At 73.8% G+C, this 15,745-nt stretch carries 15 protein-coding genes; 5 read left to right on the top strand and 10 right to left on the bottom strand.

Annotated elements, in window-relative coordinates; all coding sequences use genetic code 11:
• Positions 1-257: 257 nt before the first annotated feature.
• Positions 258-2,093 (bottom strand): HNH endonuclease signature motif containing protein, encoded by a 1,836-nt coding sequence (locus FHE66_RS02725; protein ID WP_139071454.1) that lies wholly within the window; start codon positions 2,091-2,093, stop codon positions 258-260.
• 107 nt (positions 2,094-2,200) lie between these two features.
• On the opposite strand from FHE66_RS02725, the gene FHE66_RS02720 reads away from it, so the two are divergent.
• Complete coding sequence (locus FHE66_RS02720; protein ID WP_139071453.1) at positions 2,201-2,776, top strand: HhH-GPD-type base excision DNA repair protein; 576 nt, start codon at positions 2,201-2,203, stop codon at positions 2,774-2,776.
• 13 nt (positions 2,777-2,789) lie between these two features.
• Here FHE66_RS02720 and FHE66_RS02715 read toward each other — a convergent pair whose 3' ends face one another.
• Positions 2,790-3,668: a LysR family transcriptional regulator gene (locus FHE66_RS02715; RefSeq protein ID WP_139071452.1), complete on the bottom strand. Its 879-nt coding sequence runs from the start codon at positions 3,666-3,668 to the stop codon at positions 2,790-2,792.
• An 80-nt stretch (positions 3,669-3,748) separates the two neighbouring features.
• On the opposite strand from FHE66_RS02715, the gene FHE66_RS02710 reads away from it, so the two are divergent.
• Positions 3,749-4,750: an EamA family transporter gene (locus tag FHE66_RS02710; RefSeq protein WP_139071451.1), complete on the top strand. Its 1,002-nt coding sequence runs from the start codon at positions 3,749-3,751 to the stop codon at positions 4,748-4,750.
• Here the strand turns inward: FHE66_RS02710 and FHE66_RS02705 are convergent.
• Entirely contained in the window at positions 4,677-5,162 is a 486-nt protein-coding gene (locus tag FHE66_RS02705) for a nitroreductase/quinone reductase family protein (RefSeq protein WP_255303583.1), read from the bottom strand. The two genes, FHE66_RS02710 and FHE66_RS02705, sit on opposite strands and share 74 nt — an antisense overlap.
• Positions 5,163-5,360: 198 nt before the next feature.
• Between FHE66_RS02705 and FHE66_RS02700 the strand changes: the two genes are divergently transcribed.
• Positions 5,361-7,400: an amino acid transporter gene (locus FHE66_RS02700; protein ID WP_230976419.1), complete on the top strand. Its 2,040-nt coding sequence runs from the start codon at positions 5,361-5,363 to the stop codon at positions 7,398-7,400.
• Positions 7,401-7,403: 3 nt separating this feature from the next.
• On the opposite strand, the gene FHE66_RS02695 is transcribed toward FHE66_RS02700, so the two are convergent.
• From FHE66_RS02695 to FHE66_RS02675, 5 genes are all read right to left on the bottom strand, one after another.
• A complete protein-coding gene (locus tag FHE66_RS02695; protein ID WP_139071450.1) occupies positions 7,404-7,697 on the bottom strand; it encodes an antibiotic biosynthesis monooxygenase in 294 nt (97 codons plus the stop codon).
• Entirely contained in the window at positions 7,697-7,933 is a 237-nt protein-coding gene (locus FHE66_RS02690) for a PLD nuclease N-terminal domain-containing protein (RefSeq protein WP_139071449.1), read from the bottom strand. The genes FHE66_RS02695 and FHE66_RS02690 overlap by 1 nt, the downstream gene beginning before the upstream one ends.
• A 158-nt stretch (positions 7,934-8,091) precedes the next feature.
• Positions 8,092-8,739 carry a pentapeptide repeat-containing protein gene (locus FHE66_RS02685; RefSeq protein WP_139071448.1) on the bottom strand — a complete coding sequence of 216 codons (648 nt, stop codon included), beginning with the start codon at positions 8,737-8,739 and terminating at the stop codon, positions 8,092-8,094.
• Complete coding sequence (gene ybaK, locus FHE66_RS02680) at positions 8,736-9,227, bottom strand: Cys-tRNA(Pro) deacylase (protein ID WP_139071447.1); 492 nt, start codon at positions 9,225-9,227, stop codon at positions 8,736-8,738. Before ybaK ends, FHE66_RS02685 begins: the two co-directional genes overlap by 4 nt.
• Before the next feature lie 94 nt (positions 9,228-9,321).
• Complete coding sequence (locus FHE66_RS02675) at positions 9,322-11,958, bottom strand: RNA helicase (protein WP_218013595.1); 2,637 nt, start codon at positions 11,956-11,958, stop codon at positions 9,322-9,324.
• 211 nt (positions 11,959-12,169) lie between these two features.
• Here FHE66_RS02675 and FHE66_RS02670 point away from each other — a divergent pair, with 211 nt between their 5' ends.
• Positions 12,170-13,501, top strand: a complete 1,332-nt coding sequence (locus FHE66_RS02670; protein ID WP_139071445.1) for a sugar MFS transporter — start codon at positions 12,170-12,172, stop codon at positions 13,499-13,501.
• 56 nt (positions 13,502-13,557) lie between these two features.
• Positions 13,558-15,015, top strand: coding sequence for a sodium:alanine symporter family protein (locus tag FHE66_RS02665; RefSeq protein WP_139071444.1), 1,458 nt, complete (start codon positions 13,558-13,560; stop codon positions 15,013-15,015).
• On the opposite strand, the gene FHE66_RS02660 is transcribed toward FHE66_RS02665, so the two are convergent.
• Positions 15,012-15,404 (bottom strand): VOC family protein, encoded by a 393-nt coding sequence (locus tag FHE66_RS02660; RefSeq protein ID WP_139071443.1) that lies wholly within the window; start codon positions 15,402-15,404, stop codon positions 15,012-15,014. The genes FHE66_RS02665 and FHE66_RS02660 overlap by 4 nt on opposite strands.
• Positions 15,401-15,694, bottom strand: a complete 294-nt coding sequence (locus FHE66_RS02655; protein ID WP_139071442.1) for a helix-turn-helix transcriptional regulator — start codon at positions 15,692-15,694, stop codon at positions 15,401-15,403. Before FHE66_RS02655 ends, FHE66_RS02660 begins: the two co-directional genes overlap by 4 nt.
• Positions 15,695-15,745 lie beyond the last annotated feature (51 nt).

Genomic DNA, 15,745 nt, shown 5'->3' with positions numbered 1-15,745 from the left:
CTCGCGTTCGTACTGTGCGGCGCTAGCGAGGACGTTAGCGATCCCGCTGCGCTGCTGCTCGGTCACCGCTCATCACCGCCCACGGGGGCGAGTAGGGCGTCCACGTCGGCGGGGTCCACGGCGATGAGGCCGGGGTCTGAGCCGCGCCAGCCACTCAGGCAGTGCGGCCCAACCTGTCACCTATCCGTGCAGCAGACCCGGCTGACCGGGATCGGAGTGTCGGCGGAGATCCCTGCGACCGCCACGGCGAACCTCGCTCAGGAGCTTGACGCCTCAGGTAGACAGGCCTGTCCCCTTGACTCGGAGGGCGGGTCGTCCTCCCCGGACTCCGCGCCCATGCGCCAGCCGTTTCGGCGGTAGAAGTGCCACTGGCCGCCGGAGCGGACGATGGTGATGTTCTGGGAGTGGACCCAGTCGTGGTGGTGCCAGCACAGGAGGATGCCGGTTTCCACGCTCGTGGGGCCGTGGTCGCGGTACCACTGCAGCGAGTGGTGGATCTCGCCGAAGCCCGGTGGTTCGTGGCAACCCGGGTACTGGCAGTGGCCGTCGCGGGCGATGATCGCCCGGGTCATGTGCGCCGGGAAGATCCGCTGCTCGCGGCCGACGTCCAACACCGTCGAGTTCGGGCCGAACACCACCCGCGACAGCCCCGACTCGCACGCCAGGCGGGCCAGCAGCGCCGGCGGGACCGGGGTGCCGTCCTCCAGGGTGGCGGGCTCGACGCCCGTCATCACCCGCGGGTCGATCGTCGTGGAGATGACGTGCTCGTCGCCCGGCTGCCACGTCTCCATCCAACGGCGCGCCTCCTCCGACAGCTCGAACAGGTCCTCACCGCGGCCCGGGTCCCGCGGACCACCAGGCGCGGTGAGCGCGGTGTCGGACCAGAAGCCGAAGTCCGTGCCCGCCTCATGCGGGGTGCCGTCCGAGCGGCGCGGCGGCACCGGCGAGCCGCTCGCGGCCGCCAGCGCCCGCAGCGTCTCCAGCGAGGTGGTCACCGTGAGGTGCGGACGAATGCGGGAGTGTGCCCCCTGCAGGCCGGCGTCCAGCGACTGGCGGGCCAGCGAGGTGAGCGCGGCGGCGCGGCGCTGGGCCGGGGTGCGATCGTCGTCCTTCGACTTCCTGCCCAGGTGGGACCGCAGCGCCGTGTCCACGAGCTGCCCCGAGACCTCGTCCAGCCACCCCGCCAGGTGGTAGCCGTCGAGTGTGCGGGACAGGGTGAGCTGCTCCTTCGTGCCCGCCTCGCGCCACGCGCGGTCGGCGGACTCCGGGTCCGCCGAGACCGCCCAGTGCTTGACCAGCCTGGTGAACGCGGCGGCGTCCAGCGCCTTCGCCTGCTCGACGAGGAACGCCTCGCCCACATGCTCCTCGCCGAGCTGGGCGCGCAGCCGGTCGGTGTGCAGCGCCTCGCGCACGAGCACCGTCACGTGCTCACCGCTCACCTCGCCCGCCTCCAGCGCCTTCCGGGTGAGCGGGAGGTGGTCACGCAGCGCCCGCGCGTGACGCACCTGCCGCGACGCCGCCCCTGCGGTCGTGTCGGTCCGCTCCCGCAGCCACGCCTGGACGGTGCGCTGCCCGTCCAGCGCCCACAGGCCCTCCGCCTCGATCGTGGCGACCACGCCCGCCCGCAGCCCGGTGAGTCGCCGGTCCAGCTGCTCCAGCAGGTCCAGTGCCTCGTGCACGCGCCGGCCACCGACCTCGTGCCACGGCGTGCCGCTGAGCGACGCCGCCGCGGCGAGCATCGCCTCGAGGTCTGCCACCGGGTCGCAGGCGGCCGGTCGCACGGCAGCGCCGAGAGAGGTGGCCCCGCGGGACTGGGGACCCGGCGTGCTCGTCCGGGATACGGCCGGCCGCTCGACGGCGGGGGTGCAGGCGGCGGAAGACTCCCGGACCCGTGCCCTCACCGTCGACCGGGCGAGCGGCGCTGCGGCGACAGCCGGACGCGCGAGAGGGGCGGCGTCGTCGTCGCTCTCGGGGGAGGTGGCACGGGACGCGGACGCCCGGACCAGGCGGACGCCGTCGAAGTCGAGGTACTCGACGAGCGAGGCGAAGGCACGCTCCACCGCCGACTCCTCGACCACCGGTGCTGCGACCACGACCCTCACCTCCCTGCGAGTAGCCCTGCCTGCCTTGTGCTCCCATCGTCCCAGCGACCACTGACATCGGGATGGGCCGGTGGCGGCAACGGTGGGAGGATCGGGCCATGGACCACGAGCTGCACTTCACGGGCGACGCCGACGCCGACCACCTCCTGTCCACCGACCCGCTCGCGCTCATCATCGGGATGCTGCTCGACCAGCAGGTCGCCATGGAGACCGCCTTCGCCGGGCCGTACAAGCTCCAGCAGCGCCTCGGCGGCTTCGACGCCGCCCGGCTCGCCGCGATGGACCCCGACGAGCTCACCGAGGCCATGCGCCAGACCCCCGCCGTGCACCGCTACCCCGGCTCCATGGCCAAGCGGATCGTCGCGCTCAGCGCCGCCGTCGTCGAGGACTACGACGGCGACGTCGCCCGCCTGTGGACCGACGGCGACCCCGACGGCGCCGAGATCCTGCGCCGCCTCAAGAAGCTGCCCGGGTTCGGCGAGCAGAAGGCCAGGATCTTCCTCGCGCTCCTCGGCAAGCAGTGCGGGCTCCAGGCTCCCGGCTGGCGCGAGGCCGCCGGCGCGTACGGCGAGGACGGGGCGCGCCGGTCGATCGCCGACGTCACCGACGAGGACTCCCTGCTCCAGGTGCGCGAGACCAAGCGCGCGATGAAGGCCGCCGCTAAGCAGGGCTGAACCCGCGCAGCCCTCACTCCGATGGCGCGTCCTCCAGCATCGCGAGGAACGCGCGCGTGGCGGGGGAGGGGTTGAACCCGCTCCAGGCCAGGTGCTCCACCCGCACCGGGCCGTCGGTCACCCGCACCGTCCGCACCGCCGGGTTACGCACGGCGATCGCCTCGGCGAGCAGCGCGACCGCCAGTCCCTGCGCGACGAGGCTGAGCATGAGCTCCGCGGACGTCACCTCGTAGGCGACCTCCCGCTCGAGCCCCGCCGTCGCGAACGCGTGGTCGCTCTGCGCCCGCCCCGGCGACGTGCGCGGGAAGTCCGCGAACGTCTCCCCGGCCAGGTCGCCCAGTGCCACCTCCTCGCGCGCCGCGAGCGCGTGCGAGGGAGGCAGGACGGCCACCAGCCGCTGCCGGTCCAGCTCGCGGGACTCCACCCCGCGCGGCTGCAGCCCCTCCCGCAGCCCGAGCACCGCGACGTCGAGCGTGCCCGCAGCCACCTGCGCCGCCATCGTGTCGCTCGAGCCCACCTGCAGGCTCACCTGCACCGCGCCGTGCCGCTCCCGGAAACGCTGGAGGACGGCGGGGATGTCGAGCGCGACGACGGTCGGCGTGATCCCCACCGCGAGCCGCCCACGCACCTGCCCGACGGCGGCCGCCGCCTCCACCGCCGCCCGCTCGGCCGCCTCCAGGCACTCCCGCGCCGCCGGCAGGAACGCCTCCCCGGCCGGGGTCAGCTCCACCCGCCGGCTCGTCCGCGCGAACAGCGCCACCCCCAGCTCGCGCTCCAGGGTGCGCACCTGCTGGCTCAGCGCGGACTGGGCGACGAAGCACTGCGCCGCAGCGCGGGTGAAGTTCCTCGTCTCCGCGACGGCGACGGCGTAACGCAGCTGGCGTAGCTCCACCCGGCTATCGTCGCGGGCGATAGTTCTGATCGCAACCAGGTGTTGGACGGATTGATCGGTGCGGGCCGAGGCTGGGACACATGGCACCGCCCAGCACCCTCGGCCCGGCACCGGCCCGCGCCCTTGCCCCGCTCCTCGTCGCCGTCACCGCCCTCGCGCCGATGGCCTGGGGCACCACCTACGTGGTGACCACCGAGCTCCTCCCGCCCGACCACCCGCTCTTCGCCGCGCTCATGCGCTCGCTGCCCGGCGGGCTGCTCCTCGTCCTGCTCACCCGACGGCTCCCGGCGGGTGAGTGGTGGTGGAAGGCGCCCGTCCTCGGGGCGCTGAACATGGGCGCGTTCTTCCCGCTGCTCTTCGTCGCCGCCGAGCGCCTCCCCGGCGGGGTCGCCGCCACGCTCGGCGCCGTCCAGCCGCTCGTCGTCGCCGGGCTCGCCGTCGTCGTGCTGCGCGAGCGGCCCTCCCGGTGGCGCTCGGCATGGAGCGTGGTCGGCGTCGTCGGGATCGGGCTCGTCGTCCTGGAGCCGACGGCGCGGCTCGACGGCGCCGGCGTCCTCGCCGGGCTCGCGGGTGCCGGCTCGATGGCGCTGGGTGTCACGCTCACCAAGCGGTGGGGCGCGCCGCCCGGCGTCGGCCCGCTCGCCTACGCGGGGTGGCAGCTCGCCGCGGGCGGGCTCGTCCTCCTCCCGCTCGTCGCCCTCGCCGAGGGGGTGCCGCCCGGGATCGACGGCGGCGCCGTCGCCGGCTACGTGTGGCTCGGCACCGTCGGCGGGTTCCTCGCCTACGCCCTGTGGTTCCGCGGCATCCGCCGGCTGCCCGTCACCGCCACCGCCATGCTCGGGCTGCTCTCCCCGCTCGTCGCCGCCGCCATCGGGGCGCTCGTGCTCGGGGAGACGCTCGCCGCCGGGCAGCTCGCCGGGTTCGCGCTCGCGCTCACCGCGCTCCTCGCCGGCCAGCTCGACGCCGGCCGGTTCGCACGCGGCCCACGGCCCGCGCGCCTGCGCCGGGTCAGCGCCGTAGCGAGCGCACGTGACTCACCCGGAACACCGGGTAGTCGCCGGCGACCCGCGCGAACTCCGTGAGCGGCGCCGACCGGTCGACCCGCACGTGCGCCCGCGCCCCCGGCGCGATCGCCAGGTAGCGGCGCAGGACCGGCGCCCGCCGGTCGGTCGGCACCTCCTCCAGGCGCACGAGCTCCGAGCCCCGGCGGCGCAGTACCGCCCGGTTGTCGGCGCGCAGGTTGTGCACCCAGCTCACGCCCTCGCCGAGCATCGAGACGACGTACCGCTCGCCGTCGAGGTCGGCGACGGCCACCGGGAAGGAGATGACGCGCCCGGTCCGCCGTCCGCGCACCTCCATCGTCATCGCCTGGCTCGGTGAGAGCACCCCGGCCGCGAACTGGACGGCGGACAACCGGTTGAGGGCGGCGGCGAACGGTCCCGCGCGCCCGCCCCGGTACAGGCGCCGGCGGGCGGCGTGCCGCCACTGCCGCACTCGTCCGGGCCGTGCGGGACCAGTCCCACCTCCAGGAGCCACAAGCCCCACCGTAGGGCGCCGTGGACCCTGGGGGAAGGGGTCTCGGCACGCACCTCCGGCGGTCCCGAGCACGGCCCGGTGGCCCTCGCCAGGACCCGCCGACATCGGTGTCAACACCCCGTAGCGCCCCGCCCCGGCGAGGCGTACAGTCACGCCGTGGTCCATGGACCCGACGGCGCAGCACCTCGTCAGCTGCGACGCTCGGAACGCACGAGGACGAGCCACGGCGCCCCCGCCGCGCAGTCCCGCATTCCCAACCGGCTCCCCAGCCCGGTGCGCCGGCCCGCCCCGCGCAACGCCGTCGTCGGCTGGCTGCTGCGCCACGAGGTCTCACCCGCCGGGCCGCAGACACCCAGCCCCGCCCAGCGCACCCACGCGTGGTGGAAGGTCATGTGCCTCACCGGCCTCGACTACTTCTCCACCCTCGCCTACCTGCCCGGCATCGCCGCCCTCACCGCCGGCGCGCTCTCCCCGCTGGCCACCCTCGTCATCGTCGGGCTTACCCTCTTCGGGGTGCTGCCGATGTACCGGCAGGTGGCCCGCGAGAGCCCGCACGGCCAGGGCTCCATCGCCATGCTCGAGCACCTCCTGCCGTTCTGGCGGGGCAAGTTCTTCGTCCTCGCGCTGCTCGGGTTCGTCGTCACGTCGTGGATCGTCACCATCACCCTCTCCGCCGCCGACGCCACCGTCCACGTGCTGGAGAGCCCGCTCGCCCCGGACGTGCTCGAGGGGCACGCCGTCGCCGTCACCGTCGTCCTGCTCGTCGTCCTCGTCGGTGTGTTCCTCCTCGGGTTCACCGAGGCGATCTCCCTCGCGATCCCCGTCGTCGGGCTCTTCCTCGTGCTCAACGTCGTCGTCATCGGCGCGAGCGCGGTCGAGCTCGCCGACCGGCAGGGCGTGACGAGCTCCTGGTGGCAGCTCGTCACCACCACCCCGCTCACCACCGGGATCTCCGACGTCGTCCTCGCCTTCCCGCTCCTCATCCTCGGGCTGTCCGGGTTCGAGACGGGCGTGAGCATGATGCCGCTCGTCGACGGCGGGGACCGGCGCGGCGTGCGCGGGCGGGTGCACAACACCCAGACCCTGCTCACGACGGCGGCGCTCATCATGTCCGCCTACCTCCTCGCCACCAGCCTCGTCACCACCCTCCTCATCCCGCCCGAGGAGTTCGCGCCCGGCGGCGAGGCGAACGGCCGCGCCCTGGCCTACCTCGCCCACGGGCTGCTCGGGGAGGGCTTCGGCACCCTCTACGACATCAGCACGATCCTCATCCTCTGGTTCGCCGGCGCCTCGGCCATGGCCGGGCTCATCAACATCGTCCCGCGCTACCTGCCGGCCTACGGCATGGTGCCCGAGTGGGGGCGGGCGGTGCGGCCCGTCGTCCTCGTCTACGGTGCGCTCGCCGTCGTCCTCACCGTGATCTTCCGCGCCGACGTCGACACCCAGGCCGGTGCCTACGCCACCGGCATCCTCGCGATGATGGCCTCGGCCGCCGTCGCCGTCACGATCTCCGCCCGCCGCCGACGACGGCGCAGGGCCACCGCCGGCTTCGGCCTGCTGTCCCTCGCGCTCGGGTACGCGCTCGTCGACAACATCGTCCTGCACCCCGACGGCATCGCGATCGCCGCGGTCTTCGTCGGCGTCATCGTCGTCACCTCCCTCGTCTCCCGGGCGGCGCGCACCATCGAGCTGCGCGTCGGCACCATCACCCTCGACGACGCGGCCCGCCGCTACATCGCCGACGCGCTGCGCCACGACGGGACGCTGTACGTCGTCGCGAAGAAGCCGCTCCGCGGCGGGCAGCAACGCTACGTGGACAAGGAGAGCGAGCAGCACTGGCTCAACCCGCTGCCCAGCGGCGCCCACGAGCTGTTCCTCGAGGTCGTCGTCGATGACCCGTCACGCTTCAGCGAGGACCTGCGCGTCCACGGCGTGCAGGTCTCGGGCTACCGGGTGCTCCAGGTGCACAGCCCCGCCGTGCCCAACGCGATCGCCGGGATCCTCCTCGCGCTCGCCGCCGCCACCGGGACCCGGCCGCACTGCTACTTCGCGTGGTCCGAGGGCTCACCGGTCCACCACCTGCTGCGCTTCCTGTTCCTCGGGCAGGGGGACACCCCGATCATGGTCCGCGAGATCCTGCGGCGTGTGGAGCCCGACCCGCGCCGGCGCCCGACCATCCACGTCGGCGGCGGGTGAGGGCTACAGGTCGACGACCTCGAACTCCAGGAGGTCCGCGCCCGAGGCGACCGGCCGGCCGCCCCCGCCGTGACCCGCGCCGAACTCCCGCGAGTCGCGCCACGCCTCGAAGTCGGCCTGGCTCGCCCACGTGGTGACGACGAAGTACCGGTCCTCCCCGGCCACCGGCCGCAGCAGCTGGAAGCCCTCGAAGCCCGGTGCGGAGTCGACGGCGTGCTTGCGCGCGGCGAAGCGCGCCTCGAGCTCGGGCCCGGCGCCCTCCGGGACGGAGATGGCGTTGATCTTGACGACGGACATCAGGACTTCTTGCGGCCCTTGACGAAGTAGGCGACCGGGCCCACCCAGTTGACCGCGATGACCAGCGCCCAGATGCCCTTCTTGCCGTTGACCTCGGCCTTCGGACGGGTGGCGAGGTCCGCCCACGCGGAGACGGCCAGCGCGAGCTGCACCGACCCCATGGCGATCGCCACGCCCCGCTGCGGGCCACTCATGTCCTTCCACTGCTTCTTCTGCTTCTGCTTCTGCTTGGGCATGGTGGCCTCCCTGACGTCGGTGTGCGCCCAGCCTCCCGCGCGGCGGGCCGGGACGTCCAGTGACGATGGTCCTTGCGATGGGACGTAGGGCCCTGGCACGTCCGGTGCGTCGCGGAATGCCGGACGTCGAGGCGGACAACCGGCCCTGGCCCCGCCGCTCAGCCGCCGATGGCGATGCCGAGCTCGCGGGCGAGGGCGGGCAGCAGCGCCGCCGCGTCCTCCTCGGCGAGCCGGGCGCCGCGCAGCGCCCCCACCCCGGCCACGCCGTCGAGCCGGCAGCCGCGCAGCTGGACGTCGCGGCACTGCAGGCCGGACAGCTGCGCCCCGCTGAGCACACAGTCCTCGAGGAGCACGTCCTCGAGCACCGTGTCGTGGAACGTCGCCTCGCGCAGGTCGCAGCCGCGCAGCACGACGCTGCGCATCCGGACGCCCTGCCACGTCGTCAGCGTCGCCTGGGCGCCCTCGAGCAGCACCGAGCGCAGCCGCACCCGGGCGAGCAGTGCGCCGGTCATCCGCACCTCGCGCAGCGAGCAGCGCAGCAGCGAGCCGTCGCGCCACACGAGGTTGGCGAGGTCCGCGCCATCCAGGCGGCAGTCCGCGAGCGTCACCCGCTCCCACCGGGCAGAGCCCGCACGGATCCGGCTCAGGTCGCTGCCGTCCACCTGCGCCTCGCGCAGCCCGGGCACCACGGCGCCGGTGAGGTCGACGGCGGAGACGGTCGCGTCGTCGAGGTCCGCGACGTCGGCCGGCTCCAGGTGCGGCGGGACGTCCGGCTCGGGGATTGTCCATGCGCGGCGGCGGCTCACGGCCGGCCCAGCCGGGCGGTGCTCGCGCCGGTGAGCGCGAGGAGGTCGGCGGGCGCGAGCTCGACGTCCACCCCGCGACGCCCGGCGCTCACCAGCACCGTCGCGTGGTCCAGGGCGGTGGAGTCGACGACGACGGGCAGGCGCTGGCGCTGCCCGAGCGGGGAGATGCCCCCGACGACGTAGCCCGTTGCCCGCTCCGCCGCGGCCTTGTCCGCCATCACCGCCCGCTTGCCGCCCACCGCCGCGGCGAGCGCCTTGAGGTCCAGCTCGCCGGACACGGGCACGACGGCCACGACGAGCCGGCCGTCGACGTCGGCGACGAGCGTCTTGAGCACCCGCGCCGGATCGACCCCGAGCGCATGTGCCGCCTCCAGGCCGTAGGACAGCTCGCTGCGCGGGTCGTGCGCGTACTCGCGCACCGTGTGGGCGACCTCCGCGGCCCCCAGCGCCCGCAACGCCGGCGTCCCCGCCGGCCGGTTCCGGCTCACCGCGCGGCCCCGGCCACCCGACCGCGGGTGAGCTCGCCGAGCGCGGGCGCCGTGCCACCCGCGCTCGCGCGGGAGACGCGCGCTCGGTGCCGGCTCATCGCGGACCGACCGCGAGGATGCGCACGACGGCGCCGCCCGCCTCGTCGCTGGCGTCGAGGTCGACGGTCGCCCAGATGCCCCAGTCGTGGTCGCCCTCGGGGTCCTCCAGCGTCTGGCGCACGAGCCACAGCCGGCCCTGAGCCGCGCGGTCGAGGGCGGCGTCGTCGTCCTCCGGCAGGCCGGCGCGCAGCAGGTCCTCGCGCGAGGGATGCTCGTCCACGGTCGCCATGCCGGAGGAGCGGGCCGACGCGTCGGTGCCGAGCCAGTCGTAGTCCTGCCAGTACGGGTCCATCGCCGCCTCCCACCGGGCGGCGTCCCAGCCGTCGGCCGCGTGCATCGCACCGAGCGGCTCGTAGTGCTCGCGGGCGAGCAGCTCCACCCGGGTGAACATCGCCCTGCGCACGGCCACCCGGAAGGCGTGGCGGTTACGGGTGAAGGCGACCGGCTCGCCGTCGGGGCCCTCCCCGAAGCGGCGCTCGACGACGTCGGCGGTGTCCGTGGTCGGCTCCCCGGGGGACAGCGCGCCGCTCGACAGCGACTCCCACTCGTCGAGGAGGCTGGAGTCGATCGAGCGCACGTGGTCACCGAGCCAGGTGATGATCTCCTCGACCTCCTCGGTGCGGGCGCGGTCGGGGACCACCTGGCGCAGCGCCCGGTAGGCGTCGGTGAGGTAGCGCAGCACGACCCCCTCCGAACGGCCGACGTCGTAGCGCGAGACCAGCTCGGAGAACGTCATCGCGTTCTCCACCATCTCGCGCACCACCGACTTCGGCTGGAGCTCGTAGCCGACCACCCACGGGTTGGTCTGCCGGTAGGTCGCCAGCGCCGCCTCGAGGACGTCGGCGAGCGGGCGGGGCCAGGTGATCTCCTCCAGCGCCTCCATCCGCTCCTCGTACTCCATGCCCTCGGCCTTCATCGCCCCGATCGCCTCGCCGCGCGCGTGGCGCTGCTGGGCGTACAGGAGCGGGCGCGGGCTCTCGAGGGTGGCCTCGATGACCGAGACGACGTCGAGGGCGAAGTCGGGGGAGTCCTCGTCGAGCAGGTCGATGGCCGCCAGCGCGAACGGCGACAGCGGCGCGTTGAGCGCGAACTCGCGCGGCAGGTCCACGGTGAGGCGGACGTAGGGCTCGCCGGGGTGGGCGCGGCGCCACGCGGCGTCGGCGTGCTCGACGACGCCGGCCGCCTTGAGCGAGCGGTAGATCTCCGCCGCCCGGCGCAGGTGCGGGTTCCACGCCGTCGGCGGCTCGTGGTTGTCGGTGAGCAGCTTGTACATCGCCTGCACCGGGTCGCCCGGGCGGGCCATGACCGAGAGCACCATCGTGTGGGTGACGGAGAACTGGCTGGTCAGCGCCTCGGGCTCGGCGTCACGCAGCCGCTCGAACGTCTTGTCGGTCCAGTTGACGAGGCCGACCGGCGCCTTCTTCCGCACGATCTTGCGGCGCTTCTTCTCGTCGTCGCCCGCCTTGGCCAGCGCCTTGGCGTTCTCGATGACGTGCTCGGGCGCCTGGACGACGACCTCCCCGGTCGTGTCGAACCCGGCGCGGCCGGCCCGTCCGGCGATCTGGTGGAACTCGCGCGCCGTGAGGTGGCGCGAGCGCTCGCCGTCGAACTTCGTCAGCGACGTGAGCACGACCGTGCGGATCGGCACGTTGATGCCCACGCCCAGGGTGTCGGTGCCGCAGACGACGGCGAGCAGCCCGGCCTGCGTGAGGCGCTCGACGAGCCGCCGGTAGCGCGGCAGCATCCCCGCGTGGTGGACCCCGATGCCCACGCGCAGCAGCCGGGAGAGCGTCTGGCCGAAGCCGTTGGCGAAGCGGAAGTCGCCGATCGCCGCGGCGATCTCCGCGCGGCGCTCGCGGGAGGCGATGTTGACCGAGGTGAGCGACTGCGCCCGCTCGACGGCGTCCTTCTGCGCGAAGTGGACGACGTACACAGGGGAGCGGCCCTGCTGCACGAGCCGGACGAGGAGGTCCTGGATCGGCTCGAGGGAGTAGTCGAAGGTCAGCGGGACGGGACGCTCGGCGTCGGCGACGACGGCGACCTCCCGGCCCGTGCGCCGGGCGAGGTCGCGCTCGAAGAAGGAGACGTCACCCAGGGTGCCGGACATGAGGACGAACTGGGCGTTCGTCAGCTCGAGGAGCGGGACCTGCCACGCCCAGCCGCGCTGCGGGTCGGCGTAGAAGTGGAACTCGTCCATGACGACGACGCCGACGTCGGTCGCCGCGCCCTCGCGCAGCGCCTGGTTGGCGAGGATCTCCGCGGTGCAGCAGATGATCGGCGCCTCGGGGTTGATCGCCGAGTCACCGGTGACCATGCCGACGTTGCGCGAGCCGAACAGCGAGACGAGGTCGAAGAACTTCTCGCTCACCAGCGCCTTGAGCGGGGCGGTGTAGTACGTGCGCTGCCCGCGCGCCAGGGCCACGGTGTGCGCGGCGAGGGCGATCATCGTCTTCCCCGAGCCGGTGGGGGTGGAGACGATGACGTGCGAGCCGGTCGCGATCTCCAGGAGCGCCTCCTCCTGGTGGGGGTAGAGCGGACGACCGGTGCCCTCGGCCCACGCGGCGAACCCCTCGTAGAGGGCGTCGGGATCGAGGTCCCCGCCCTCGCCGGCCTCGTCGTCGAGGCGGTCCAGCAGGGCGTTGAGCTCGTGGGTCGTCACGGGGCAAGTCTCGCAGAGGTCGCGCGACCGCTCCGGCCCCCCGCGCGGCCGGACCTGGCGCCCGCACGGCCGGACGTGGCGCTCGCGCGGCACGGCGACCACTCCTGTCCCGCCGATCGCTGGATCCTGCACCGCGGGGCCGTAGCGTGAGCGGGCACAGCCCCACACCCCGAGGACGGAGCCGATGACCCAGGACACCGCGCCGCGCGCCTACGTCGGCACCCGACGCGCCGGGTACACCGGCTACGTCGTCCAGGCGATCGTCAACAACCTCGCCCCGCTGCTGTTCGTCGTCTTCCACACCCAGTACGACATCCCGGTCGCCCAGCTCGGCCTGCTCGCCTCCCTCAACTTCGGGGTGCAGCTGCTCACCGACCTCGTCGCGATGTTCGTCGTCGACAAGGTCGGCTACCGCCGGCCCATCGTCCTGGCGCACGTCCTGGCGACCGTCGGGCTCGTGCTCCTCGCCGTGCTGCCGGGCGCCCTCGGCGACCCGTTCCTCGGGCTGTGCCTCGCCGTCACCGTCTACGCCGTCGGCGGCGGGCTGCTCGAGGTGCTCGTCAGCCCGATCGTCGAGCACCTGCCCGGCGCCGCCGAGGAGAAGGCCTCCGGCATGGCCCTGCTCCACTCCTTCTACTGCTGGGGCCAGCTCGCCACGGTGGTCGTGAGCACCGTGCTCCTCGGGCTCGTGGGGGCGGGGTCGTGGACGCTGCTGCCGCTCGTGTGGGCTCTCGTCCCGCTCGTCAACACCGTCGTCTTCGCCCGCGTCCCGCTGCCCGCGACGGTGCCCGACGAGCACCGCACCCCCGTGCGCGGGCTGCTCGGCACGCCGCTGTTCCTCGCCGCGCTCGTCCTCATGATGACCGGCGGCGCCGCCGAGCTCACCATGGTCCAGTGGTCCTCGTTCTTCGCCGAGCAGGGGATCGGGGTGGGCAAGGAGGTCGGTGACCTCCTCGGTCCCGGCCTCTTCGCCCTGCTCATGGGCGCGGGCCGCTTCGCCTACGGGATGTGGGGCCAGGGCCTGGACCTGCGCCGCACGCTCGCGGTCATGAGCCTGGGCGCCGCGGCCTGCTACGTCCTGGCCGCCACGAGCAGCGTCACCGCCGTCAGCCTCCTCGCGTGCGCGGCGTGCGGGTTCATGGTCAGCCTCCTGTGGCCGGGCACCTTCTCCCTCACCGCGGCCCGCTTCCCCTTCGGCGGCGCGGCGATGTTCGCCGTCCTCGCCCTCGCGGGGGACGCGGGCGGGGCCGCCGGGCCGGCGGCCGTCGGCGGGCTGGCCGAGGCGGCGGGCGGCGGCCTCGCCGGCCTGGCCGCGGCCCTGCCCGACGACGGCGGCTCGGGACTGCGCACCGGCCTCCTCCTCGCGGCGCTCGTCCCGCTCGTCTTCGCCGTCACCGTGCTGCGCTTCCCGCGCCGCCCGGCCGCCGGTGGCCGGCCCGGCGACGGGTCCTCCGCGCGGGAGCGGACGGGCGGCGGGAAGCGGTCCCGGCGCGCCGACTCGGCCCGCCAGGGGTAGCGTTCCGCACCAGGTCGTCCGTCCTGGCGGCGGCCACCGCCCGCGGGAGAGGACCGTTGGAGACGCTCAACAACGTCCTGCAGGACGTCAGCAACGGGCTGTACACCTACGTGCTCATCGCCCTGCTCGTCGGTGCCGGCCTGTACTTCACCATCCGCACCCGGGCCGTCCAGGTCCGGTTCTTCACCCGCATGATCACGGTCATCCTGCGCTCGCGGGAGGGCAGCTACGGTGGCATCAGCTCCTTCCAGGCGTTCGCGATCGGCATCAGCTCCCGGGTGGGGACGGGCAACATCGCCGGCGTCGCCATCGCGCTCACCCTCGGGGGGCCGGGCGCGATCTTCTGGATGTGGGTCGTCGCGCTCCTCGGCATGGCCACCGCGTTCGTCGAGGCCACCCTCGCCCAGATGTTCAAGGTCCGCTGGCGCGACGGCACCTTCCGCGGCGGTCCCGCCTTCTACATCCAGCGCGGCCTCGGCTCGCGCGGGTGGGGCGCGGTCTTCGCCGTCCTGCTCATCTTCGTCTTCGGCTTCGCCTTCGAGATGGTCCAGGCGAACACCATCGCCGCCACCCTGGACTCCGCCCACGGCGTGCCCGCGTGGGTCACCGCCGTGCTGCTCGTCCTCCTCGTCGTGCCCGTCGTCTTCGGCGGCATCCGCGCCGTCGCGCGGGTCGCCGAGCTGCTCGCCCCGCTCATGGCGCTGGTCTACATCCTCATCGCGGTGTCGGTCATCGTCCTCAACCTCGGCGCGCTGCCCGACGTCGTCGGGATGATCGTGCGCGGCGCCCTCGGGCTGGACGAGGCGCTCGCGGGCACCGGCGGGGGGTTGCTCGCCGCCGTCCTCAACGGCGCCCGGCGCGGGCTGTTCTCCAACGAGGCAGGCATGGGCTCGGCGCCCAACGCTGCCGCGACCGCCACCGTGCGCCACCCCGTCCAGCAGGGGCTCATCCAGTCCCTCGGCGTCTTCGTCGACACGATCCTCGTCTCCTCGGCGACGGCGTTCATCATCCTGCTCTCCGGGCCGTCGGTGTACTCCCCGGGGGAGACCCACGAGGGGCAGGGCGCAGCGCTCACCCAGCTCGCCGCTGCCGACTCGCTCGGAGAATGGGTGACGCTGCCGATGACCGTGCTCATCTTCGTCTTCGCGTTCTCCTCGATCCTCGGCAACTTCACCTACGCCGAGGTCAACGTCGACTTCCTCTCCAGCCGGCGCTGGGCCTCCCTCGCGCTGCGCACGCTCGTCACCCTCGCGGTGCTCGTCGGGGCACTCGCCGAGCTCGCGCTCGTGTGGACGGTCGCCGACATCGCCATGGGCCTCATGGCGATCGTCAACCTCGTCGCCATCGTCACGCTCGGCAGGTGGGCGATCGGCGCGCTGCGCGACTACGAGCAGTTCCGCCAGGACGACCTCGGCGCGCTGCTCGGCCGCGGGAACCCGCTGCTGCCCGGCGACCTGCCGGGCGACGTGTGGGTCTCGCGCGACCACACCCCGGTGGCCCGGCCCTTCCCCTAGCCCTTGAGCTGGGCGAGCTGGACGAGGTTGCCGCACGTGTCGTCCAGGACGGCGACGACGACCGGACCGAGGTCGGTCGCCTCCTGGACGAACTCCACGCCCAGCCCCTGGAGACGCTCGACCTCCGCGGCGACGTCGTCGACGGCGAACTGGGTCCACGGGATGCCGTCGGCGACGAGCGCCTCCTTGAACGCCCGCGCGGCCGGGTGGCCGTCCGGCTCGAGGAGGAGCTCGACGCCGTCGGGTGCGGCGGGGGAGACGACGGTGAGCCAGCGTGCCTCACCGACGGGCACGTCCGTCCTCTTCGTGAAGCCGAGCTTCCCGGTGTAGAACTCCAGCGCCTTGGCCTGGTCGTCGACGAGGACGCTCGTGTGGCTGATGCGGATCATCGGTCGGTCTCCTGTCTGGCGGGCCAGCGCTCGGCGATGGAGCGCAGCGGCCGGGTGTCGAGGTCGTGGAGCTTGTAGCGGCCCTCGCGCCGGGTGTGGAGCAGGCCCGCCTCCTCGAGCACGGCGAGGTGCTGGGAGACGGCCTGGCGCGAGGACGTCGAGCCGTGCTTCATCGCCAGGCGGGTGCAGATCTCGAAGAGCGTCTGACTGTCGCGCTCGACGAGCTCGTCGAGGATCGCGCGCCGGGTGGGATCGCTGATCGCCTTGAACAGGACGGGGTCGTCGTCCATGACGATCTTTATAGGCAAGTCGCTACTTGCCTGTCAATGGGTCTCCTAGGT

It is taken from the genome of Georgenia sp. 311, assembly GCF_006151955.1.
Taxonomy (GTDB): Bacteria; Actinomycetota; Actinomycetes; order Actinomycetales; family Actinomycetaceae; genus Oceanitalea; species Oceanitalea wutianyii.
Note: the sequence above shows the minus strand (reverse complement) of the source record. Positions and strands in the feature narration are given on the sequence as shown.

Coding starts and splice junctions, on each gene's coding strand:
- FHE66_RS02690 (WP_139071449.1), bottom strand. CDS start 7,933: ATGCCCAAGCAGAAGCAGAAGCAGAAGAAGCAGTGGAAGGACATGAGT.
- FHE66_RS02655 (WP_139071442.1), bottom strand. CDS start 15,694: ATGGACGACGACCCCGTCCTGTTCAAGGCGATCAGCGATCCCACCCGG.
- FHE66_RS02670 (WP_139071445.1), top strand. CDS start 12,170: ATGACCCAGGACACCGCGCCGCGCGCCTACGTCGGCACCCGACGCGCC.
- FHE66_RS02695 (WP_139071450.1), bottom strand. CDS start 7,697: ATGTCCGTCGTCAAGATCAACGCCATCTCCGTCCCGGAGGGCGCCGGG.
- FHE66_RS02720 (WP_139071453.1), top strand. CDS start 2,201: ATGGACCACGAGCTGCACTTCACGGGCGACGCCGACGCCGACCACCTC.
- FHE66_RS02710 (WP_139071451.1), top strand. CDS start 3,749: ATGGCACCGCCCAGCACCCTCGGCCCGGCACCGGCCCGCGCCCTTGCC.
- FHE66_RS02660 (WP_139071443.1), bottom strand. CDS start 15,404: ATGATCCGCATCAGCCACACGAGCGTCCTCGTCGACGACCAGGCCAAG.